The organism is Enterococcus sp. AZ191 (assembly GCF_051713845.1).
GTDB lineage: Bacteria > Bacillota > Bacilli > Lactobacillales > Enterococcaceae > Enterococcus_B > Enterococcus_B durans.
The window spans coordinates 2,402,903-2,424,760 of the sequence record NZ_JBIOQS010000001.1 but is presented as its reverse complement, the minus strand read 5'-3'; the positions used below and the strand labels follow the sequence as shown (position 1 = coordinate 2,424,760).

Here is a 21,858-nt window from a genome sequence, read left to right as displayed (position 1 = left end):
CAGCGGATAAGCTGATGTTGCTTTTTTAGTAAGTTTCAAAAAAATGAAATCTCATCCCACCCTTGAAAGCAGATAAGACAACCGTTATAATAGATGAGAATTTCAAAAAAGAGGGGTTTCTTATGATATATTTTGATAATAGTGCAACAACCCCAATCTTTCCGCAAAGTTTAGATGCCTACGTAAAAACAAGTCAGCGGATAATTGGGAATCCGTCAAGTTTACATGATTTAGGTAATCAAGCCAATCGTTTATTACAGCAAGCAAGAAAACAAATTGCTGAGTTGATTGAAGTAACACCCGATGAAATCTATTTTACTTCTGGCGGAACAGAAGGAGATAACTGGGTACTTAAAGGAACCATGATCGAAAAGCGTGAGTATGGAAACCATATGATCATTTCAGGAATCGAACATCCAGCAGTAAGTGAGACTGCTGAACAGTTAAAATCTTTAGGAGTAGAGGTTAGTGTGGCTCCAGTTGATAAAAAAGGTTTTGTGATTGTAGAAGAATTAAAGAAATTGATCCGCAAAGAGACTGTACTGATTTCCATCATGGCTGTCAATAATGAAGTGGGTTCTATTCAGCCTATCATGGAGATCAGCGAATTACTGAAAGATCATCCTAAGATCCATTTTCATGTGGATGCAGTGCAAGCAATCGGTAAAGTACCACTTTCCACTTGGTTGACAGACCGTGTTGATTTTGCTACTTTCTCCGCACATAAATTTCATGGACCACGAGGAATCGGCTTTATTTATTGGAAAAAAGGGCGGCGTTTAGCACCGCTTTTAACCGGAGGTGGCCAAGAAAAAAATCAGCGAAGCGGCACAGAGAATGTACCAGCTATCGTTGCAATGTCCAAAGCATTGAGACTTGCTTTAGGTATCAAATCACAAAAGCCAGATCACACAAAAAATTTAAAGCATGCATTGATTGATGCTCTAGGAACATATGAAAAGGTCACGATCTATTCCGAAGGAGAAGATTACGCGCCGCATATTCTATGCTTTTCGTTAAAAGGCATACGTGGAGAAGTACTGGTACACGCGTTAGAAGAAAAACAGATCTTCATTTCAACAACTAGTGCTTGTTCTTCCCGCAAACATATGGCAAGTAGTACGTTGCATGCCATGCATGTTCCAAACGATTTAGCGACTTCAGCAGTACGTATCAGTTTAGACGAAAGTAATTCGATGGCAGAAGTTGAACAATTTATGATCATATTCAAACAATTATATAAAAAGTTTTCAACAATCAATTAATTCTTGAGGAGTGTTTTTGTGAAATATAGTGAAATCATGGTCCGCTATGGTGAACTGTCAACAAAAGGGAAAAACCGAAAAAGTTTTATCATGCAATTAGCACAAAATGTACGTCAAGCCCTTGGTGATTTTCCAGAAATCAAGATCCATGCTGACCGAGATCGAATGCACTTATTATTGAATGGTGCGGATAGTGAATTAGTTATTCCTAAATTAGCAAAGATTTTTGGTATCCAAAATTTTTCACCGAGTATCCGGATCGAAAAAGATGTGGAACAACTAAAAGCAGCTGTTCAAGAAATCATGAAGGAAATCTACACAGGAAACGAAACATTTAAAATCATTGCAAAACGTAGTGATCATGACTTTGTATTGACAAGTAACGAATTGAATCAAACTCTAGGAAATGCTGTCTTTGATATTTTTCCAGATATCCAAGTACAAATGCGTAAACCAGATATTCCCTTACGTGTAGAGATACGCCGTGATGGCGCCTATTTATCTTATGAGACCATCAAAGGTGCAGGTGGGTTACCAGTAGGAACAAGTGGAAAAGGGATGCTGATGCTTTCAGGTGGTATTGACTCTCCAGTTGCTGGTTACTTTGCGATGAAACGTGGCGTGGAAATCGAGGCTGTCCACTTTGCTAGTCCACCATACACAAGCGAGCAAGCTTTACAAAAAGCAAAAGATCTAACTGGAAAACTGACTCCATATGTTGGAAAAATCGTTTTTATTGAAGTACCTTTTACGGAGATCCAAGAAGAAATAAAGAGAAGTGTACCACAAGGTTATTGGATGACGATTACGCGTAGGATGATGTTGCGTTTAACAGATGAAGTCCGACGCATTCGCCAAGGTTTGATTATCCTGAATGGCGAATCACTTGGCCAAGTAGCGTCTCAAACTTTGCAGAGTATGGTAGCAATCAATGAAGTCACGAATACACCGATCATTCGTCCGGTAGCAACTATGGACAAACTAGAAATCATTGAAGTTGCTGAACGAATCGATACATTTGAATTATCGATCCAACCATTTGAAGATTGCTGTACGATTTTTGCACCACCACAACCTAAAACACGTCCTCGTTTGGATAAAGTCCATCAGTATGAAGAACGTTTAGCAGTCGATGAAATGATCGAGCGAGCATTAGCTGGGTTGAAAATCGAAACGATCCATACAGAAACGACAGAAAAAGCAACTGAAGAATTTTCTGATTTACTATAGTGAGAAGCTAATAGGCGAAGAATAATCACAAGTAAAAAAGCAATCAGTCTTCAATAGATAAAAATTTGATTTTAGAATGAGGGCGAGACAAAAATCGTTTAGGTTTGAGAAATTGGAGAGAAAAGAACGTGGGACAAAAGTAAGAAATACTTTTGTCCCACGTTCTTTAAAAACGAATAAACGGTGGGAGCAAAAGCAACTCCTTCTTAAATAAGCCGAAATTCATAAAAATTTGAACAGCAATTTTCGTTAATTTCTTCTTATTTCTCGGAGTTAAACACTTCTGTTCCAGCCTTTTTTTTGAAATTTCCGAAAAACCTAACTTTTGGACGCCGTTTATTGGGAATTAGAATCTGTAGCAAACCTGATTTTTTCCACATTCTTTCTTTTAGTTAACCTTGTCATAAGGAAGAGATCGTTTATTTTTTTGCAAATGTTGCTCACACAGCGAATAAATGCTAAACTAAGTATGTGAATAAATTAACAAGGAGCTTTGACTATGGGAGAAAAATCAGAAACGTTGCCAAAAGCGACAGCTAAAAGACTGCCTTTGTACTTGCGTTATTTGAATATGCTCAATGATTCTGGCGTTGGCCGTATCAAATCAAATGAATTCAGTAAAATCACGCAAGTACCCTCTGCAACGATCCGCAGAGATTTTTCGTATTTAGGAGAATTAGGGCGCAGTGGTTATGGGTACGATGTCCCTTATCTTATAGAGGTATTTGATCGTATTTTAAATACAGATGAGGAAAAACGGATTGCTTTGGTAGGATACGGAAATCTTGGTAAAGCATTGAAACACAATAATTTTAGAAGAAATGAAAATTTGAATATCGTCTGTGTGTTTGATAATGATCCAGAGATTGTTGGAAAAGTGATCGATGGGGAAATGATTTATCCAATCGATCGTTTTGCGGAAATAGCAAAAGAAAAAAATGTGACAGTCGCAATATCGACGGTGCCAAGCAAATATTCACAATCTGCAATTGATAAAATTGTTCAGGGTGGAGTATCAGCAATTTTGAATTTTGCGCCAGATCGAGTAAAAGTTCCTGAACACGTAAATATCCAATATATTGATTTGACGACAGAATTGCAAACACTTATCTATTTTGATGAAAAATATTCAGAAGTATTTGCCTAATAGACGCGTTGCTTTTTTCAATAAAAATAAAGCGCTATCTTAAAGTCCTATCTGTGATGTCCACAAATAACTTTTACCACTAGTATAAAAACATGAGAAACTGTTTTCTCTTTTTCATCGCTATTGCTCAAATTAAAGGCTTTTTTCGACCTGATAGACGGCGTTCGCAAAGCAGATTTTCAACACTAGCTCTGAAAAAGAAAAACATGAGAAACTGTTTTCTCTTTTTCATCGCTACTGCTCAAATTAAAGGCTTTTTTCGACTTGATAGACGGCGTTCGCAAAGCAGATTTTCAACACTAGCTCTGAAAAAGAAAAACATGAGAAACTGTTTTCTCTTTTTCAGAGCTACTGCTCAAATCTAAACGCTTTGCTCACGACCTTTTATTGACTTTAATTTCTAACCATTGTAAAATGAAGCATAACGTTGAACAAGAGGAGTAGCTAGTTTAGGTACTTTTAGAGAGAGAACGAATGGGTGGGACGTTCTTAGTAGCAGCTGGTGAAGGTAGCTTGGGAGTTTTTATCTTGAATCTTTTAGTAGGGATAAACGGGTCGTGATCGTTAACTCACATGGAGAGGTAATAGGAGAAACTATTACAAATTAGGTGGTACCGCGTAAATCAATACGTCCTAAAATACGAAAGTATTTTAGGACTTTTTTTATTTTTAAGGAGGAAATCAGTATGACGGAAGAAAAAAATTTATCAACAAAATACAATCCGCAAGAAGTTGAAGCTGGCCGTTATCAAAACTGGTTGGACCAAGATTTGTTCAAACCAAGTGGCGACAAGAAAGCAAAGCCTTATTCAATCGTGATCCCGCCGCCAAACGTAACTGGGAAACTTCACTTAGGACATGCGTGGGATACGACCTTGCAAGACATGCTGATTCGCCAAAAACGCATGCAAGGTTATGATACTCTTTGGTTACCAGGAATGGACCATGCAGGAATTGCCACACAGGCAAAAGTAGAAGAAAAACTTCGTCAGCAAGGTATTTCTCGTTATGATCTAGGACGTGAAAAATTTGTTGAACAAGTCTGGGAATGGAAAGAAGAATACGCAAGCCATATTCGTGAACAATGGGCAAAAATGGGCTTATCTTTAGATTATAGCCGCGAACGTTTTACTCTAGATGACGGGTTATCAGAAGCTGTACGTAAAGTATTTGTGTCTCTTTATGAAAAAGATTTGATCTATCGTGGTGAATACATCATTAACTGGGACCCTCAAGCACGTACTGCTTTATCAGATATCGAAGTTATCCATAAAGATATCGAAGGTGCGTTTTACCACATGAGTTATGAACTTGCTGATGGTTCTGGTGTGGTTGAGATTGCTACGACTCGTCCAGAAACGATGCTTGGAGATACTGCGATCGCCGTTCACCCAGAGGATGAACGATACCAAGAACTGATTGGTAAAAAGGTTATTTTACCTTTAGTAAATAAAGAAATCCCGATCGTTGCGGATGAATACGTAGATATGGAATTTGGAACAGGGGTCGTAAAAATTACACCTGCCCATGATCCGAATGACTTTGAGGTAGGTAATCGTCATGATCTGCCACGGATCAACGTCATGAATGAAGACGGTACGATGAATGAACTAGCTGGTAAGTATCAAGGAATGGATCGTTTTGAAGCACGTAAAGCAATCGTCTCTGATCTAAAAGAAATCGGTCGTCTGATCAAAATCGAGAAAATGATCCATAGTGTTGGTCATTCAGAACGTACAGGCGTAGTTGTGGAACCACGTCTATCTACACAATGGTTCGTTAAAATGGCACCTTTAGCTGAAAAAGCGATGAAAAATCAAGAAACAGAAGATGCTGTAGAATTTTTCCCACCACGTTTCAACCAGACGTTTTTACGTTGGATGGAAAATGTTCATGATTGGGTCATCTCTCGTCAATTATGGTGGGGACACCAAATTCCAGCATGGTACCATAAAGAAACTGGTGAAATGTATGTTGGGATGGAAGCACCAGCAGATAGCGAGAATTGGCAACAAGATCCAGACGTTTTAGATACGTGGTTCAGCTCTGCTTTATGGCCTTTTTCAACTATGGGATGGCCAGACGAAACGAGTGAAGATTACCAACGTTATTTCCCGACAAGTACATTAGTTACTGGGTATGACATCATCTTCTTCTGGGTTAGCCGAATGATTTTCCAAAGTTTAGAATTTACCGATCGTCGTCCATTTGACAATGTGTTGATCCACGGACTGATCCGTGATGAACAAGGGCGTAAGATGAGTAAATCTCTAGGTAACGGGATCGATCCGATGGAAGTAATCGAAAAATATGGTGCAGATGCCTTACGTTGGTTCTTGTCAAATGGGTCAGCACCTGGTCAAGATGTTCGTTTTAGTTATGAAAAAATGGATGCTTCATGGAACTTCATTAATAAAATTTGGAATGCTTCTCGTTTCGTCATCATGAATATCGAAGGCATGACTGTAGAAGATATTGATCTAACTGGTGAAAAGACGGTGGCTGATCGTTGGATCTTAACTCGTCTGAATGAAACAGTGGCTAAAGTAACAGATTTGTTCGATCATTTTGAATTTGGTGAAGCAGGGCGTCAATTGTACAACTTCATCTGGGATGATTTTTGTGACTGGTACATTGAAATGAGTAAAGAAATCTTGTATGGAGATGACGCAGTTTCGAAACAAATAACTAAAAGCATCTTAGTGCATACGTTAGACCAGATTTTGCGACTATTGCATCCAATCATGCCATTCGTTACAGAAGAGATCTGGCAACATATCCCACATCAAGGAAGCTCATTAGTCATTTCTGACTATCCAGTTGTTCATCCAGAATTTGATGATGAAACAGCTTCTAAGGGAATGGAAGTATTGAAAGAATTGATTCGTTCCGTGCGAAATATTCGTTCAGAAGTCAATACGCCATTATCTAAACCAATTACTTTGTTGATCAAAACAAATGATCCAAAAATCGATCAATTCTTGGCAGAAAATACAAGTTATATTGAACGTTTCTGTAATCCAGAAGAATTGACAATCTCTAGTGATCTCGTTGCACCAGATCTAGCGATGTCTGCTGTTTTGACTGGGGCAGAAATCTTCTTACCATTGGCAGGATTGATCAATATTGAAGAAGAAATCAACCGTTTGGAAAAAGAATTAGCTAAATGGACGAGCGAAGTCAAACGTGTCCAAGGCAAACTAGGAAATGAACGATTTGTTTCCAATGCACCTGAAGAGGTAGTTGAAGCAGAGCGTGCCAAAGAAAAAGATTACTTGGAAAAACAAGCTGCTGTAAAAGAAAGAATCCAAAGCTTACGAACGATCCAATAAGTGGGCATCAAAACTGATAAATGCTTATTTTTGGCAAAGATTAGCAAAAAATGTTGAAGTAACCCTTATGGAATTTGCAGCTAGTTCAACTATATCCAGTAGATTCTATAATCGATGGTTGATCATTTCAAAATCAACTTTATTATTCATTTGAATAAGCAACAAAAAGACAAGTGCCTCCTAATTGGTTAGTACAGAAACTAACTTTTAGGAGGCTCTTTACGCATTTTTTATAGGTCTTAATTAAAGGAGAATATAAAAAAGATCATCGAAATTCTTTTAACCAATCTTGAAACATGGAGTGGCTAAATAAGTGCACCAAGTAATTCAAGTCATGGTTGTTTAGAAAGCTGTCACATGAAATACATTTTGGATGATCGACGATTGCCAGATTTGTGAGGAAAAAATCATAAGTTTCTACTTGTCGATCTAGATTCATCATATTATCAAAAGTAATTGCTTCAAAAGAGAAGCGAGAACCAAACCATTGATTCAAATAATCAGCAAGCATGAGATTATGCGGGTTTCCAAAAGTACAGGCAACGGCAATTCGTTTAGCTTGTTGGTGCTGGATGAATAGTTGTACAAGTGTAGTATCATGCACAATCAGATAATAGATCAATTCAAAAAATAAATCATCATTTGCTATTTTGTTTTTAAAAATGAGAAATGCTTGTTTCAATTGTTCAGAAATACTTGAACAAAAACAACCATTCTGCATAAAAAAATCTAAGACAAAACGTTTTTTGAACGAATTTAATAAATCAGTCCTACCATCCAAAAAATGAATGATCAAATCAACAGTATGAGGTAAAAAAGAATTAGATTGAGCTTGAAAAATCTGATACATTTTCTTTCTCAAATAGAGTAATTCCTTTTTGAACTCTCTTTTTTCTGTTGTCAATATAGGCTGATTTAAATCTGTGTAGCAACGGACAAAAAGGTCGTGGATAAAAACTGTATATGGAATTTTAAACGTTTGCTCAAAACGTTTTTGATTGACTAATATTTTTGAACAATCCATTTCTTGGTTGGATGAATCGGTCAAGCAATGTGGATAATGCATACTTAGCTTGATCATCACCCATATATATAGTTCGATATGTAGTTCCTCCGGTATCTGTTTCGAGAGGCTGTCGGTAATTTCTTTGATTACTTTTCGTTCTCTAGCTGGAATCAAACTAGTCAGTGAATGGTATTTTTCGTATAAGAAAGTAGTAAAAAAATGTGCTAAATGATAAAAATCCCCATGAAAGTACAGTGGTGAATTGGAAAGAAAAATATTCTCTTTCTCCAAAAAGCAAATGGTTTGTTTTTTGATACGGCGATACTTCGAGGGATTCAGGTGTAGCTGATCAATCAGTTTATTTGTCTGAGTGAAAGGATGAAAAAATAGGTATTCTAAAAATGCAAAATGGTCGGAACAAGTATAAAAATAAGAGTAGATAACAGGATAGCTGATAATTGTGTTTTTCAATAAGCGGATTTCGTTATTTTTCTTTTTGATCTGTAAAAAAGGAAGCTTGGTAAGAAGTTCATCTAAGTAGCTGCATAAAGTTTGTTTAGAGATAAGGCTCACTTTAGCTAGATCATCGAGCGAAATTTTTTGTTTTTCCAACAAAACTTCTAGGATGATGAGTTGAGCACTCTCTTTTTTAGATAATAAAGTACGCATTGTTTCTTCCTTTCTATTTAGTTTGTCTATATAATTATTGATTCTAACAAGAATACACGTATGGCTTACACTTGTTTTTTACAAATCTCAAATTTTTTGAACTCGGCGATTCTTTTTTAAGACTGTTTCCTTTTTCTGTTAATCAGTATTCTTTTTGTTATAATAAAAAAGAATGGGGGAATCGTTAATGAAAATCGAAGAGGCAATTGCTTGGATCCATAGTCGTTTACCTTTTGGATCAAGACCTGGTTTAGATCGAGTGGAGTCATTACTAGAGGTGGTCGGTCATCCAGAAAGAAAAGTCAAAACAATCCATATAGCAGGAACGAATGGGAAAGGGTCAACAGTCACTTATCTTAGATGCTTATTAGAAGAGGCTGGTTTGACTGTAGGAACCTTTACTTCCCCATACATTGAATCATTCAATGAAAGAATTTCGATCAACGGACAAGGTATTCCTGACCAAGATCTGATCGGATTAGTAAATAAATATCAGCCATTAGTGGAACAGTTAGATCGTTTTGAAGCTGTTTCTGGGATCACTGAGTTCGAAACATTGACAGCCATGGCATTTGATTATTTTTTTAATAAAGAAGTGGATGTAGCGATCATAGAAGTCGGGTTAGGTGGATTGCTTGATTCGACAAATGTGGCTGTACCAATGCTTACGGGTATTACTACAATTGGCTTGGACCATACAGATATCTTGGGCGAAACGATTGAAGAAATTGCTGCACAAAAAGCAGGGATCATCAAACAAGGGATACCTGTGGTAACTGGGAATATAGAGAAACGCGCGTTAGAAGTAATCAAAAAACAGGCAAAGCTTAGAAATGCACCTCTTTTTGCCTATGATGATGCGTATCATGTGGATTACAAACATCCTGCAGAAAGTTGGGGCGAACAATTTACATTTAGTAACGACCATGGCAAGATGACACGTCTGACGACCTCGATGATCGGGCAGCATCAAGTAGAAAATGCAGGAATGGCTATCGAATTATATCAAATTTACTGTTTGAAAGAAAAAATCCCATTTCGTGAAAAAGAAATCATCAAAGGACTAAAACGTGCCCATTGGCCTGGTCGCATGGAAAAATTGAGTAATGAACCCTTAGTAGTTTTAGATGGTGCCCATAATGCACACGCTATTAAACGATTGGTGCAAAATTTAAAAAAAGAATTCAAAGAATACCATATCAATGTGCTTTTTTCTGCATTAAGAACGAAGAATGTGGAAAGTATGATCGAACAATTGAAGAAGGTCCCTAATATCCATATTTACTTAACAACTTTTGAACATCCAAAAGCAATCGAGTTGAGTAACGTTTCAGATTTAGTGGATGACAAAGTATCAATCGTTTCATTATGGCAATTTGGATTAGCAGAGATATTAGAAAAAATGACAGATGAAGATGCTTTAGTTGTGACTGGTTCGCTTTACTTTATTTCAGATGTACGAAATCTATTATTACAATTAGGAGGAAATGATGAATTATAAATCAGTGATTTTTGATATGGATGGATTGCTGTTTGATACTGAGATCGTTTATTACGAAGCAACGCAGGTCGTGGCTGATCGCTTTGGATTTCCTTATGATAAAGAACTCTACTTGAAATTCTTAGGCGTGTCTGATGAAGAGGTTTGGGCAAACTATCACCGTATTTTTGCTGACTTTGGGAAAGACACTGTCCAACGATTTATAAAAGAAGCATATAATGAAACTATCCAACGATTTTCACAGGGAGAAGTGGCACTGAAACCTGGTGTGATGGAACTATTGGATTTTTTAGAAGAACATAAAATACCAAAAGTTGTTGCCTCAAGTAATCAACGGAAAATTATTCAGTTGCTTCTTGAAAAAAATCAGTTGACTGGGTATTTTGAAACAATCATTTCGGCTGAAAATGTCCAACGAGCAAAACCAGATCCAGAAATCTTCTTAGTGGCAAATGAATACTTAGGCACGAAAAAGCATGAAACACTTATTCTGGAAGATTCACAAAACGGCATACTAGCTGCTGCACAAGCGAATATACCTGTCATCATGGTTCCTGACCTGTTACTTCCATCCGAAGAACTAAGACACAAAACAGTAGCTGTTTTATCTTCCTTACATGAAGTACCTCAAATGATGAAAAAATAAAAAAATTGCCCCTTTTTTTCGTATCTTATTATGTGAAGAGAAAAAGGGGGGGTTTTATGGAGAAAAATTTGATGCGCACGGTACCAATGACTTCACTACCTAGAGAAAGAATGCTGATATATGGAGAAAAATCATTGTCTGACCAAGAATTACTAGCGATTTTACTGCGCACGGGTCAACATCCTTTTAATGTTTTAGAAGTAGCAGGACATCTATTAAAAGCATTTGGCGGATTGGCTCTCTTGCGTCAAGCTACGCTTTCTGAACTAGAAAAAATAAGAGGGATCGGACAAGTAAAGGCTCTTGAGATAAAAGCACTGATCGAACTAGGTACTCGGCTTCATGCTGAACAGGTACAGATCAAGCCTAAGATCCATGCAAGTGTTGAATTAGCAAAACAATTGATCTTAGAGATGAAAGATTATCAGCAAGAACACTTAGTCTGTATCTATTTAGATACGAAGAACCAAGTCATATTGAAAAAAACGCTGTTCATCGGTTCCTTGAATCAGACCATTGCGCATCCAAGAGAAATTTTTCATTACGCTGTTCGTTATTCTGCAGCTAGACTGATTCTTGTGCATAATCACCCATCGGGAAATGTTATTCCATCCAAGCAAGATGTGCAGTTCACAAGAAGAGTACAGAGATGTGGAGAGATGATGGGGATCGATGTATTGGATCATTTGATCATTGGGCAAAAGCAATATTTTAGTTTACGAGAAGAAGGAATATTAGAAGAATAAGAGTGGCTTTCTTGCAAAAAAAATGAAGCAAGTGTACAATTATATTGTAATTTTGTTTGGGAATAGAAGTTGAAACATCTGTTGCACCTCTATCGTACGCGAGCAATGTTACAATCAATTAAGTGCTTAGGCACGAGGAGGGTATTATTAATGGAAAACGGAACAGTTAAATGGTTCAACGCTGAAAAAGGATTTGGTTTTATTTCACGTGAAGACGGAAGTGACGTATTTGTTCACTTTTCAGCTATCCAAGGTGACGGATTCAAAACTTTAGAAGAAGGTCAAGCAGTAACTTTCGATGTTGAAGAATCAGATCGTGGCCCACAAGCTACGAATGTTGAAAAAGCATAATTTCATTGAAAAAGCCAAACAAGTGTTGTTCACCTACTGATTTGTAGGAAAAGAATAAATACTGTTTATAAGAGGTTGTTATAAAAGTATTTGTAGTCAATATAGATCACTTTTAAACACCATCCAAAAGAGACCGTAATTATTACGGTCTCTTTTTTTGTCTAAAAATAAAAAAGAGAAGTGAACTTCTAAGTCTAAGGGCAAATGATGATTTTTCCAATCAGTAGAATGTGGGACAAATCTAAAAATCAGCTTTGCTGCAGACTCTAGTTCGGGATGAACGACTTTTGTCTCGAACTCCTTCATCAAATGATTTTTATTGTATTCAACAGCAGCTCTGTGGTATCAAGTTGGAAGAGGGGATTCCCATTTTCTTAGCTCTATTGTGTCTTTGGATCTATATTTCCTTCGACTTTTAATCAGACGATAATCAAAAAAAGCAGACAGCCTCTAAAGGCTGCCTGCTTTTTATATTGAACAAACTTTTTTAAAAGCTTTTATTTTTTTTCGTCAGGTGTCATCACCATAGGAAGAATCATTGGATGTCTTTCAGTCCGTTCAAACAAGAACGGTTGTAAGGCACCCGTCATGGCTTCTTTTAATTTATGCTCTGAACAGTCTGGTGCATTCAAGACATCGCGAAGAGCATGGAATAAGATTCGTTGCGCTTCATTGATCATTTCACCAGATTCACGCATATAAACAAAACCGCGAGATAGAATATCTGGTCCAGCTAAGATTTCTCTCTTCTTGATATCGACAGTCGCAACTGCTAAGACCAGACCTTCTTCAGATAGTAGGTGACGATCTCTTAATACAACATTCCCGATATCACCGATGCCGCTGCCATCGATGTAAACATCACCAGCAACGAAATGACCAGCGGGACGTGCACTATCGCTAGTTAAAGCTAGCACATCACCATTCTCCATGATAAAACAGTTCTCAGCTGGGACTCCTGTGGCTTGGGCCAATGAAGCATGGATTTTCAACATTCTGAATTCCCCATGAACTGGAACAAAATATTTTGGTTTCATCAAACGAAGCATCAATTTTTGCTCTTCTTGACCACCATGACCAGAAGTATGGACGTTATTGATTTTGCCGTGGATAACTTCTGCACCTGCTTCAGATAACAAGTTGATCAAATGATTGACACTTGTTGTATTTCCTGGAATAGGTGAACTTGAAAAGATGACTGTATCATCAGGTTGGATTTGGATCTGACGATGCGTGCCATTTGCGATCCGACTCAACGCAGCCATTGGTTCACCTTGAGAACCAGTACATAAAATCATTGTTTCATTTGCTGGTAAACGATTGATTTCATGTGCATCCACAAATGTCCCATCTGGCACTTTGATATATCCTAGACGCTGCCCATTGACGATTGCATTTTCCATGCTACGACCAAATACAGCGATTTTTCGACCCGTCGCAACAGCAGCATCCGCAGCTTGTTGTAAACGGAAAATATTTGACGCAAAACTAGCAAATATGATGCGACCTTCAATCTTTTCAAAAATCTTTAAGATAGAAAGGCCAATCGTTTTTTCAGATTTTGTGAACGTTGGGATCTCTGCATTTGTACTATCAGATAGCAAGCAAAGAACACCTTCTTCACCAATACGCGCCATTTTGTGCAAGTTCGCAGGTTCGCCAACTGGCGTAAAGTCAAATTTGAAATCACCTGTGGCAACGATGTTACCAGAAGGTGTTTTTACAACGACACCTAATGCATCAGGGATACTATGGGTCGTTCTGAAGAAGCTAACTGATGTTTTTCTGAATCGGATCACAGTATCTTCATTAATCTCATGCATTTCAGCATCTCGTAACAACCCGTGTTCATCAAGCTTATTTGTTATCAACGCTAACGCAAGGGGGCCAGCATAGATAGGGATATTTGCTTGTTTCAATAAATAAGGGATCCCACCAATATGATCTTCATGCCCATGAGTAATTACAAGTGCTTTCACTTTGTGTATATTTTGAACGATATAGTTGTAGTCAGGAATTACGTAGTCAATTCCAAGAAGGTCATCTTCTGGAAACTTGATTCCAGCATCAATGATGATGATTTCATCTTGAAATTGTACCCCATACGTGTTTTTCCCGATTTCACCTAATCCACCAACCGCAAAGACGCCTGTCTCGTTATTTTTGATGGAAAGTTTCATCTTAAAACTCCACTAAAGTGAATTCGGCATTTTCTTTTTCGTATTCTAGATGGCTTCCTTCTAGAAGTTGAACGAATTCAATATTGTATGGGGTATTTTCTTCCACTTTTTGACGTGCTTCGACATCGCTGTTTGCTTCAATGTAAAGTGATTGAGTTTCTTCTCGTTTGGGATTACGAATCTTTGTTTCTTGATAGTATACTTTGTAAATCATTAGTAAGTCTCCTTTATCTGCGTATAGCAGTAATTTAGCTAGTTGATTTTTAGACAACACAAAACGAGGGGACAAGCCACCTAGTTTTTCATATGCTTTGAGTAAAATAATCGATTTTACTCAAAGAGACAAGCCTCGTTTTGCTTATCCATTCAGATTGTTCTTCAACCGTGCCCTTCTGTATGGTTTTCACATACAATAGTTAATTGCTATTTTAGCATAAAATTGGTGATAAGTATAGAAATCGACTAAGTGGAAAGGAAAATTGTTTTTATCATCCGAATATAATAAAAAAATTTTTTTCCCACTAGAAGTGTTCTATATAGTCACGGAGTATGCTATTATTTTTATTAATGGCTAAATTTAATTTGATTAAAAGGAGATGAGAAAGTGAAATTGATGTGGCATTACACCATGCGCTATAAAAAATATCTTGTATTAAATTTTATCTGCGTATTTGGTTTTATTTTGATCGAGTTGGGGTTACCAACGATCTTGGCTCGAATGATCGATGTCGGCATTCGCAACAACGATTTCGATTATGTCAAACAACAAGGAATTTTCATGATCATCATTACGGTGATAGGGATCATTATGAATATATTGTTAGGCTATTTTGGTTCTCGGATCACGACGAATATTGTAGCAGATATCAGAGATGATCTATTCAAAAAAATCCAAAGTTACTCACACCAAGAATATGAAACATTAGGGGTAGCATCTTTGATTACTCGAACAACGAATGATGCGTATCAAATCATGCTATTTTTACAAAATATCTTGAGAATCGGTTTTATGACGCCGATGATGTTCGTGGTGAGTCTCTACATGGTCATGCGTACAAGCGTATCATTAAGTTTGTATGTGATCGGGGCGTTACCTCTCTTACTAATCGCCGTGGTAGCAATTGCTAAATTTTCTGAACCATTGTCAAAAAGACAACAGAAGAATTTAGATAAAATCAATAGTATATTACGTGAAAATCTATCTGGTTTACGAGTTATTCGAGCGTTTGTCAATGAAAAATTCGAAGAAAAACGTTTTGCCAAGGTAAATAAGAATTATGCTTCTAGTTCAAAGAGTCTCTTTCGTTTGATGGCTGTTGCGCAACCTGGTTTTTACTTTTTGTTCAATATTGTTATGGTCTTGATCATTTGGAGCGGAACAGTTCAAATTGAAGCAGGAGCGTTACAAGTAGGTGACTTGATCGCATTTATCGAATATATTTTCCATGCGCTATTTTCATTCATGCTATTTGCAAGTGTCTTCATGATGTACCCGCGTGCAGCAGTTTCTGCTGGTCGTATCCAAGAAGCATTGGATGCTTCTCCATCAATCACTGAAGATCCTAATGGCGTTTCTGAAACAAAAACAAAAGGGTATATCGAATTTAAAAATGTAACCTTTGCTTATCCAGGACACTCACAAGAGCCAGTGATCCGCAACGTAAGCTTTACTGCCTCTCCTGGAGAAACGATAGCATTTATTGGGAGTACTGGTAGTGGGAAATCAACACTGATCCAATTGATTCCTCGTTTTTACGATGTCAGTGACGGCGAGATTTTAATTGATGGAGTAGATGTGCGTGACTATCGCTTAAGCAAACTTCGAGATAAAATCGGCTTTATTCCACAAAAAGCGCTGTTGTTTACTGGAACGATCGCTGAAAATTTGAGATATGGTAAAGAGGATGCAACCCAAGAAGAGATGGAACAAGCTGCCGAAATTGCTCAGGCAGCGGATTTTATATCTAAGAAAACCGCTGGATATGATGAACATCTTTCCGAAGGGGGAGCAAACTTCTCAGGTGGACAAAAACAACGGCTTGCAATAGCACGAGCAATTATTCGCAGACCGGAGATCTATATTTTTGATGACAGTTTCTCTGCATTGGATTATCAAACGGATGCGAAGCTTCGTGCAAGACTGAAAAAAGAAACGACAGAATCAACTGTCTTGATCGTGGCACAACGTGTAGGAACGATCATGCATGCTGATAAGATCATTGTCTTGAATGAGGGGGAAGTGGTAGGTATGGGCACGCATCGAGAGTTATTGGAAAATTGCCCGATCTATTATGATATAGCTGCTTCACAGTTATCGAAGGAGGAATTAGCATGAAAAATACATTTGCTTCCTTAAAACGATTAGCTCGTTATATCAACCCCTACAAATTGACGTTTATCTTTGTTTTATTGTTTACTGTATTGACGGTCGCATTCAATGCCGCTCTACCTTACGTAGTTGGTTTGCCAACCACTGAAATCAGCAATAATATTGCGAATGGTGAGTCGATCAACTTTGATTATATTTTTAAGTGTTTGATTTGGATCACAGTTGTTGGGATTGGTTATTGTGTTTCACAATTGCTTTCAGGTGTTTTGATGACCAATGTTGTGCAAAGTGCAATGCAAGATTTGAGAAGAGATATCGAGGAAAAAATCAATCGCTTACCGGTTTCTTATTTTGACAAGAACCAGCAAGGAAATATTTTATCTCGTGTCACTAATGATGTGGATGCTGTCAGTGGTGCTTTGCAACAAGCGTTTATTGGTGTCGTGAATGCGATTTTAGGAATTACGATGGCAGCGGTAATGATGTTTTATATACAACCAATCATGGCTCTGATTTCAATGATCATGATCCCAGCTTCCATCTGGATCTCTAAACGAGTGATCAATGCTTCCCAAAAATACTTCCAACAAATGCAAAATTCATTGGGGGAATTGAATGGCTATGTTCAAGAAAATATGACTGGTTTTAGTGTATTGAAAGTCTATGGTCGGGAACAAGAGACCTTTGAAGGATTTAAAAAGGTCAATCATTCGTTGAAACATTATGGATTCAAAGCAGCGTTTATTTCTGGCCTGATGATGCCTTTAGTTCAACTTACCGCCTATGCTACGTATATCGGAATGGCTGTATTGGGTAGTTTTTATGTGATTTCAGGTGTGATCGTTGTGGGGCAACTACAAGCGTTCATCCAATATATTTGGCAAATCAGCCAACCAATGGGAAATATCACGCAATTGTCTTCTGTTCTACAAAGTGCTTCGGCGGCTACGAAGCGTGTCTTTGAGATTTTAGATGAACCAGAGGAAAAAGAAAATAAAGTAGATGTCACTCTTCCAGAAACAATATTAGGAAATGTTTCTTTTGAACATGTGGACTTTGCCTATGATCCAAAAAAACCGTTGATCCAAGACTTGAATTTTGAGGTCAAAGCAGGGCAAACGGTAGCAGTCGTAGGTCCTACAGGTGCAGGAAAAACAACGTTGATCAACCTATTGATGCGTTTTTATGATGTGACACATGGGGCTATAAAAATCGATGGTATCGATACAAAATCAATGAGCCGAAGTGATGTTCGGTCATTGTTCGGTATGGTTCTGCAAGATGCATGGCTATATGAAGGAACGATTGCGGACAATATCCGTTTCGGTAAATTGGATGCGACAGATTATGAAGTGGTTGATGCTGCGAAAACAGCTAATGTTGATCACTTTATTCGAACGATGCCAGATGGCTATGAAATGGAGATCAATTCTGAAGGGGACAATGTTTCTCTAGGGCAAAAGCAACTGTTGACGATTGCTCGGGCAGTGGTTTCTGATCCTAAGATTTTGATTTTAGATGAAGCAACCAGTTCAGTGGATACACGTCTTGAGGCATTGATCCAAAAAGCAATGGATCGCGTGATGAAAGGACGAACCAGTTTCGTGATCGCCCATCGGTTATCCACGATTCGAGATGCTGATCTGATCTTAGTGATGGATCAAGGACAGATCATCGAAAAAGGAACGCATGAAAGCTTGCTTGCACAAGGCGGTTTCTATGAAAAACTCTATAATAGTCAATTTGCAGAAGAAGTAATAGAGGCGTAAAAAGCGCAACAAAAAAGAAGGTTTATTTTTGTTTTTCTTTGTCATTGGTGTTACGCTTAATGTATCAAATAAGAAGCGGAGATGAGATCATGCAAGAATTTTTGGACAAAAAAATTGCTGAAACAAAGAAGGAAATCGACCGTTTGACAACACGCCGACAAGAAGAACTAGGAAATTCCATTAATTTTATTGAAAATGAACTACAAATCGAACGGTTACGAGCACAAGTAGTGGCATATGAATCTGTATTAGAACATTTAGAAGCCTAAAAGAGAAGTATCAAGCCATGAGAAATAAGCTGCGATTCACAGAAATCACTTTACAAATTTTTGAGAATCTCGATTTCTTTTCAAAGAGGCTACTATTTCCACTGTTTGATTTAGAAGATGAGTGAAAGGTAAATTTTCCTTTTTCTCATCTTCTTTTTGTTGCAGTCATCACGATTCTGTTATAATGAACAACAAAAGAAGGGGGATCATGGATGAAAGAACGATTTATTGCCCCAAACGCCACTGTTGTCGGTGAGGTTGAACTTGGGGAAGGAGTAACTGTTTGGTATCAAGCAGTTGTACGTGGTGACAGTAACACGATCAAGATTGGGTCAAACACTAATATTCAAGATGGCACGATTATTCATGTGGATCATGATGCACCTGTCGAAGTCGCTGAAAATGTGACTATTGGGCACCAATGTTTGCTGCATGGTTGTACGATTGAAAAAGGGGCACTGATCGGCATGGGTTCCACGATTTTGAATCATGCAGTGATTGGAGAAAATAGCTTGATCGGCGCTGGATCGCTAGTAACGGAAGGAAAAGTCATCCCACCCAATGTATTGGCTTTTGGCCGACCAGCCAAAGTGATCCGTCCGCTTACGGAAGAAGAGATCGAAAAGAATCGGAAAAATATCCAGCATTATGTTGATCTAGGAGAAAAATACCTGAAAGGCGAGTTCGATCAGATACAGTAGCATGAAGATTTTTTGGGGAGTCTACTTTTGACTGCCTTGCCTAACGGATAAAAAATGTATTTCTTCTAGATAAACGTAACGAGCCGAATAACGGAAAAACTACCTAGATAGTTTTTGTTATTCGGCTCGTTTGTTGTACGAATTTTTAGGCACGGAACTTATTCAGCACTCTCCGATTAGTTTAAAGAAGCACTGTTTTCCATTACTTCATCGATCAAACCGTATGCTTTTGCTTGTTCAGCAGTCATGTAGTTGTCACGATCTGTATCTTTTTCGATTACTTCAAGTGGTTGACCAGTACGTTCAGCCAAGATTTTATTTAAACGTTCACGAGTTTGTAAAATGTGACGCGCTGCAATCTCGATTTCTGTTGCTTGTCCTTGTGCTCCACCAAGAGGTTGATGGATCATGATTTCAGCGTTTGGTAAAGCAAAACGTTTGCCTTTTTTCCCAGCTGTAAGTAAGAAGCTACCCATAGAAGCAGCCATACCCATAACGATTGTTTGGACATCTGCTTTCACGAAGTTCATCGTATCGTAGATCGCCATACCAGCTGTAACAGATCCACCAGGTGAGTTGATGTATAGATAGATGTCTTTTTCAGAATCTTGCGCATCTAGGAAAAGTAATTGAGCGATGATTGAATTTGCTAAATCATCTGTTACTTGTCCACTCAGCATGATGATCCGGTCTTTTAATAGACGAGAATAAATATCGTAGGCTCTTTCGCCACGAGAGGATTGTTCGATAACTGTAGGGATTAAATTCATAATAAGGTTCCTCCTTGATTTCTTTAGAAATAGTGTAACATAAATTGATTTCTAATACCTAGAATGTAGTATACATTTTTGGTCAATAAAGGTCAAATAAAAAACTTTGGCGAAATAGGTCTATTATATGAATTTATGTTATGATAAAAATTGAAATGCAAAACAAGGAGGAATACGAATTGGTAGTTGGTATCGTAGGTTTTATTGGCGTCTTATTAGGTGCTATCATCGTATATATAGGAATGGCTGTCCAAATGCGCCATCTTGAAAATAAAGAACAACGAAGACGTGAATTAGAGTTGAAAGTCAAAGAAATAGAGACGTTGAATCAATTAAATAAAAAAATCAATGAGATATTGCAAAAAAGAGCGACCTTATTAGATGAATATGTTAGTTTTGATGCATTCGATGATTGCTATATCACGATCGATGATTTTGCTTATTTACAGTCTTTCTCCGCTCAAAATAATTTTTACCTACCGAACTATATCTTGGACGAGTTGTTTAAAAATATCGCCCATCGAAAAGTCATTCTTTCCCCGGATGAAACAATGAAAATCGGAGGATATGCCTATAAAGGTGGACGGGTTATTTTGGAAAATTTCACCGATAACTTAAATGAAATGATCATTGAAAAAAAAGCACAATTAAAGAATGTCACAAGACAGCCAATCGGCTTTTTCTCTAAAGATGATGTATGGAGCTAGTAGCCTGTGGGATGCTATTCTCATGAAAGTGGCAAAACAAATAATGAGATAAAGTTGAGGCCGAAACAAAAGTCGTTTAGGTTTGAAAAATTGGAGAGAAAAACGAGCGTGGGACAAAAGTAAGAAACACTTTTGTCTCATTCTTTAAAAACGAATAAACGGTGGGAGCAGAAGCAACTCCTTCTTAAATAAGCCGAAATTCACAAAAATTTGAAAAGCAATTTTCGTGAATTTCTTCTTATTTCTCGGAGTTAAACACTTCTGTCCCAACCTCGTTTTTTTTTGAAATTTCCGAAAAACCTGACTTTTTGGCGCCGTTTATTCGAGAGTCTGTAGCAAAACTGATTTTTTGATTTGTTCCACATTGCTTTATGTGGTTTGCTACACGTGAAGTGAGTTGATAGTTGCTATATCAATTGGTGTTTTTTCACATATGGATAGGATAAATCACAGTTGTCACTACTTTTTCCTGTGTTACAATAAAGTGGATCGGAGTGAAGTGATATGGTACAGATTTTTGCCCATCGAGGCAGTAGTGGGACGCATCCAGAAAATACATTGCCGGCATTTGCTGAAGCTGTTCGTGTAAATGCAGATGGCATTGAGTTGGATGTTCATTTGACAGAAGATGGCGAGTTGGTCGTGATCCATGACGAAGAGGTGGATCGAACAACCAATGGCAAAGGACTTGTTCGAGAAAAGACACTAGAAGAAATCAAAAAGTTGAATGCGGGTCTTTGGTTCAATGACAAGTTTCCAGCAGCTAAGATTCCGACGTTAAAAGAAGTGTTGGATCTACTCTTGCAAAAAAACTATCGTGGAACAGTGATGATTGAAATCAAAACAGATAAATATGATTATGCAGGCATTGAAGAAAAAGTCTCCAAGCTATTGACCAATAGTGTTTGGCCTTTTCAACATGCGTATTGCAGTTTCAATATAGATTCTTTAAAGCGGCTATCTCTTTTAGAAACCGATGTACAGCTGGACCTATTATTAAGTAGCTCGCAGAAAAAAGTGACCTTAGCCAAAAATACAACTTATTTAGAAGGAATCCATCCTAAAGTTGATTGGTACTTTTCCAATCTGGAAGAAGTCCAAGCGTTTCCTAAGGCAATTAGATGTTGGACGATCAATGAAGATGCACAAATGATCCGATGCTTCAATCAGCCGATGGATGCAATCATCACGGATTTTCCTGAAAGAGCAATAAGACTAAAACAATCAATGAAAAAGTAGG

Annotated in this window: 18 protein-coding genes and 1 other annotated feature; of the genes, 14 read left to right on the top strand and 4 right to left on the bottom strand. The window is 37.7% G+C overall.

Annotated features, from left to right (window positions below; all coding sequences use genetic code 11):
* Positions 1-122: 122 nt before the first annotated feature.
* The 4 genes from IGI47_RS11740 to IGI47_RS11725 all read left to right on the top strand — a co-directional run bounded on the left by IGI47_RS11740 (position 123) and on the right by IGI47_RS11725 (position 6,974).
* Complete coding sequence (locus IGI47_RS11740) at positions 123-1,265, top strand: cysteine desulfurase family protein (protein ID WP_438784298.1); 1,143 nt, start codon at positions 123-125, stop codon at positions 1,263-1,265.
* Between the two features lie 18 nt (positions 1,266-1,283).
* Entirely contained in the window at positions 1,284-2,495 is a 1,212-nt protein-coding gene (gene thiI / locus IGI47_RS11735) for a tRNA uracil 4-sulfurtransferase ThiI (protein ID WP_311929638.1), read from the top strand.
* A gap of 499 nt (positions 2,496-2,994) precedes the next feature.
* On the top strand, positions 2,995-3,642 hold the full coding sequence (locus tag IGI47_RS11730) for a redox-sensing transcriptional repressor Rex (RefSeq protein ID WP_311929636.1): 648 nt from the start codon (positions 2,995-2,997) through the stop codon (positions 3,640-3,642).
* Positions 3,643-4,060: 418 nt separating this feature from the next.
* Positions 4,061-4,281 (top strand) — a binding site (T-box leader).
* A gap of 47 nt (positions 4,282-4,328) precedes the next feature.
* Positions 4,329-6,974: a valine--tRNA ligase gene (locus tag IGI47_RS11725; protein WP_311929635.1), complete on the top strand. Its 2,646-nt coding sequence runs from the start codon at positions 4,329-4,331 to the stop codon at positions 6,972-6,974.
* Between the two features lie 265 nt (positions 6,975-7,239).
* Here the strand turns inward: IGI47_RS11725 and IGI47_RS11720 are convergent, their stop codons facing one another.
* A complete protein-coding gene (locus tag IGI47_RS11720; protein ID WP_438784297.1) occupies positions 7,240-8,649 on the bottom strand; it encodes a helix-turn-helix domain-containing protein in 1,410 nt (469 codons plus the stop codon).
* Positions 8,650-8,836: 187 nt separating this feature from the next.
* On the opposite strand from IGI47_RS11720, the gene IGI47_RS11715 reads away from it, so the two are divergent.
* The 4 genes from IGI47_RS11715 (at position 8,837) to IGI47_RS11700 (ending at position 11,893) form a co-directional block, all read left to right on the top strand.
* Positions 8,837-10,150, top strand: a complete 1,314-nt coding sequence (locus tag IGI47_RS11715; protein ID WP_311929631.1) for a bifunctional folylpolyglutamate synthase/dihydrofolate synthase — start codon at positions 8,837-8,839, stop codon at positions 10,148-10,150.
* The gene (locus IGI47_RS11710) at positions 10,140-10,796 is read left to right on the top strand and encodes an HAD family hydrolase (RefSeq protein ID WP_438784296.1); all 657 of its coding nucleotides are present in this window, start codon (positions 10,140-10,142) and stop codon (positions 10,794-10,796) included. The genes IGI47_RS11715 and IGI47_RS11710 overlap by 11 nt, the downstream gene beginning before the upstream one ends.
* Positions 10,797-10,852: 56 nt before the next feature.
* Entirely contained in the window at positions 10,853-11,542 is a 690-nt protein-coding gene (gene radC / locus IGI47_RS11705; protein WP_438784295.1) for a RadC family protein, read from the top strand.
* Positions 11,543-11,692: 150 nt separating this feature from the next.
* Positions 11,693-11,893: a cold-shock protein gene (locus tag IGI47_RS11700; RefSeq protein ID WP_005875700.1), complete on the top strand. Its 201-nt coding sequence runs from the start codon at positions 11,693-11,695 to the stop codon at positions 11,891-11,893.
* Positions 11,894-12,390: 497 nt separating this feature from the next.
* Here IGI47_RS11700 and rnjA read toward each other — a convergent pair whose 3' ends face one another.
* Both rnjA and IGI47_RS11690 read right to left on the bottom strand, forming a co-directional pair.
* The gene (gene rnjA, locus IGI47_RS11695; protein ID WP_438784294.1) at positions 12,391-14,073 is read right to left on the bottom strand and encodes a ribonuclease J1; all 1,683 of its coding nucleotides are present in this window, start codon (positions 14,071-14,073) and stop codon (positions 12,391-12,393) included.
* Position 14,074: 1 nt separating this feature from the next.
* Positions 14,075-14,287: a DNA-directed RNA polymerase subunit epsilon gene (locus IGI47_RS11690; protein WP_311929627.1), complete on the bottom strand. Its 213-nt coding sequence runs from the start codon at positions 14,285-14,287 to the stop codon at positions 14,075-14,077.
* 390 nt (positions 14,288-14,677) lie between these two features.
* Here IGI47_RS11690 and efrA point away from each other — a divergent pair, with 390 nt between their 5' ends.
* The 4 genes from efrA (at position 14,678) to IGI47_RS11670 (ending at position 19,141) form a co-directional block, all read left to right on the top strand.
* Positions 14,678-16,408 carry a multidrug efflux ABC transporter subunit EfrA gene (gene efrA, locus IGI47_RS11685; protein WP_438784293.1) on the top strand — a complete coding sequence of 577 codons (1,731 nt, stop codon included), beginning with the start codon at positions 14,678-14,680 and terminating at the stop codon, positions 16,406-16,408.
* Positions 16,405-18,171 (top strand): multidrug efflux ABC transporter subunit EfrB, encoded by a 1,767-nt coding sequence (gene efrB / locus IGI47_RS11680; protein ID WP_311929623.1) that lies wholly within the window; start codon positions 16,405-16,407, stop codon positions 18,169-18,171. The genes efrA and efrB overlap by 4 nt, the downstream gene beginning before the upstream one ends.
* An 89-nt stretch (positions 18,172-18,260) precedes the next feature.
* The gene (locus IGI47_RS11675; RefSeq protein WP_016177331.1) at positions 18,261-18,440 is read left to right on the top strand and encodes a hypothetical protein; all 180 of its coding nucleotides are present in this window, start codon (positions 18,261-18,263) and stop codon (positions 18,438-18,440) included.
* A 212-nt stretch (positions 18,441-18,652) separates the two neighbouring features.
* Complete coding sequence (locus IGI47_RS11670) at positions 18,653-19,141, top strand: gamma carbonic anhydrase family protein (protein WP_016177332.1); 489 nt, start codon at positions 18,653-18,655, stop codon at positions 19,139-19,141.
* A gap of 176 nt (positions 19,142-19,317) precedes the next feature.
* On the opposite strand, the gene clpP is transcribed toward IGI47_RS11670, so the two are convergent.
* Positions 19,318-19,911, bottom strand: coding sequence for an ATP-dependent Clp endopeptidase proteolytic subunit ClpP (gene clpP, locus IGI47_RS11665; protein WP_005875713.1), 594 nt, complete (start codon positions 19,909-19,911; stop codon positions 19,318-19,320).
* A 179-nt stretch (positions 19,912-20,090) separates the two neighbouring features.
* Between clpP and IGI47_RS11660 the strand changes: the two genes are divergently transcribed.
* Together IGI47_RS11660 and IGI47_RS11655 are read left to right on the top strand one after the other, a co-directional pair.
* Positions 20,091-20,618: a hypothetical protein gene (locus IGI47_RS11660; RefSeq protein WP_005875715.1), complete on the top strand. Its 528-nt coding sequence runs from the start codon at positions 20,091-20,093 to the stop codon at positions 20,616-20,618.
* 504 nt (positions 20,619-21,122) lie between these two features.
* The gene (locus tag IGI47_RS11655) at positions 21,123-21,857 is read left to right on the top strand and encodes a glycerophosphodiester phosphodiesterase (RefSeq protein ID WP_311929621.1); all 735 of its coding nucleotides are present in this window, start codon (positions 21,123-21,125) and stop codon (positions 21,855-21,857) included.
* Position 21,858: the final 1 nt, after the last annotated feature.

What these genes read in the sequence shown, in the direction of transcription:
- IGI47_RS11740 (WP_438784298.1), top strand. Translation starts at nt 123, where the DNA reads ATGATATATTTTGATAATAGTGCAACAACCCCAATCTTTCCGCAAAGT.
- IGI47_RS11730 (WP_311929636.1), top strand. Translation starts at nt 2,995, where the DNA reads ATGGGAGAAAAATCAGAAACGTTGCCAAAAGCGACAGCTAAAAGACTG.
- IGI47_RS11725 (WP_311929635.1), top strand. Translation starts at nt 4,329, where the DNA reads ATGACGGAAGAAAAAAATTTATCAACAAAATACAATCCGCAAGAAGTT.
- IGI47_RS11720 (WP_438784297.1), bottom strand. Translation starts at nt 8,649, where the DNA reads ATGCGTACTTTATTATCTAAAAAAGAGAGTGCTCAACTCATCATCCTA.
- IGI47_RS11715 (WP_311929631.1), top strand. Translation starts at nt 8,837, where the DNA reads ATGAAAATCGAAGAGGCAATTGCTTGGATCCATAGTCGTTTACCTTTT.
- IGI47_RS11710 (WP_438784296.1), top strand. Translation starts at nt 10,140, where the DNA reads ATGAATTATAAATCAGTGATTTTTGATATGGATGGATTGCTGTTTGAT.
- radC (WP_438784295.1), top strand. Translation starts at nt 10,853, where the DNA reads ATGGAGAAAAATTTGATGCGCACGGTACCAATGACTTCACTACCTAGA.
- IGI47_RS11700 (WP_005875700.1), top strand. Translation starts at nt 11,693, where the DNA reads ATGGAAAACGGAACAGTTAAATGGTTCAACGCTGAAAAAGGATTTGGT.
- rnjA (WP_438784294.1), bottom strand. Translation starts at nt 14,073, where the DNA reads ATGAAACTTTCCATCAAAAATAACGAGACAGGCGTCTTTGCGGTTGGT.
- IGI47_RS11690 (WP_311929627.1), bottom strand. Translation starts at nt 14,287, where the DNA reads ATGATTTACAAAGTATACTATCAAGAAACAAAGATTCGTAATCCCAAA.
- efrB (WP_311929623.1), top strand. Translation starts at nt 16,405, where the DNA reads ATGAAAAATACATTTGCTTCCTTAAAACGATTAGCTCGTTATATCAAC.
- IGI47_RS11675 (WP_016177331.1), top strand. Translation starts at nt 18,261, where the DNA reads ATGCAAGAATTTTTGGACAAAAAAATTGCTGAAACAAAGAAGGAAATC.
- IGI47_RS11670 (WP_016177332.1), top strand. Translation starts at nt 18,653, where the DNA reads ATGAAAGAACGATTTATTGCCCCAAACGCCACTGTTGTCGGTGAGGTT.
- clpP (WP_005875713.1), bottom strand. Translation starts at nt 19,911, where the DNA reads ATGAATTTAATCCCTACAGTTATCGAACAATCCTCTCGTGGCGAAAGA.
- IGI47_RS11655 (WP_311929621.1), top strand. Translation starts at nt 21,123, where the DNA reads ATGGTACAGATTTTTGCCCATCGAGGCAGTAGTGGGACGCATCCAGAA.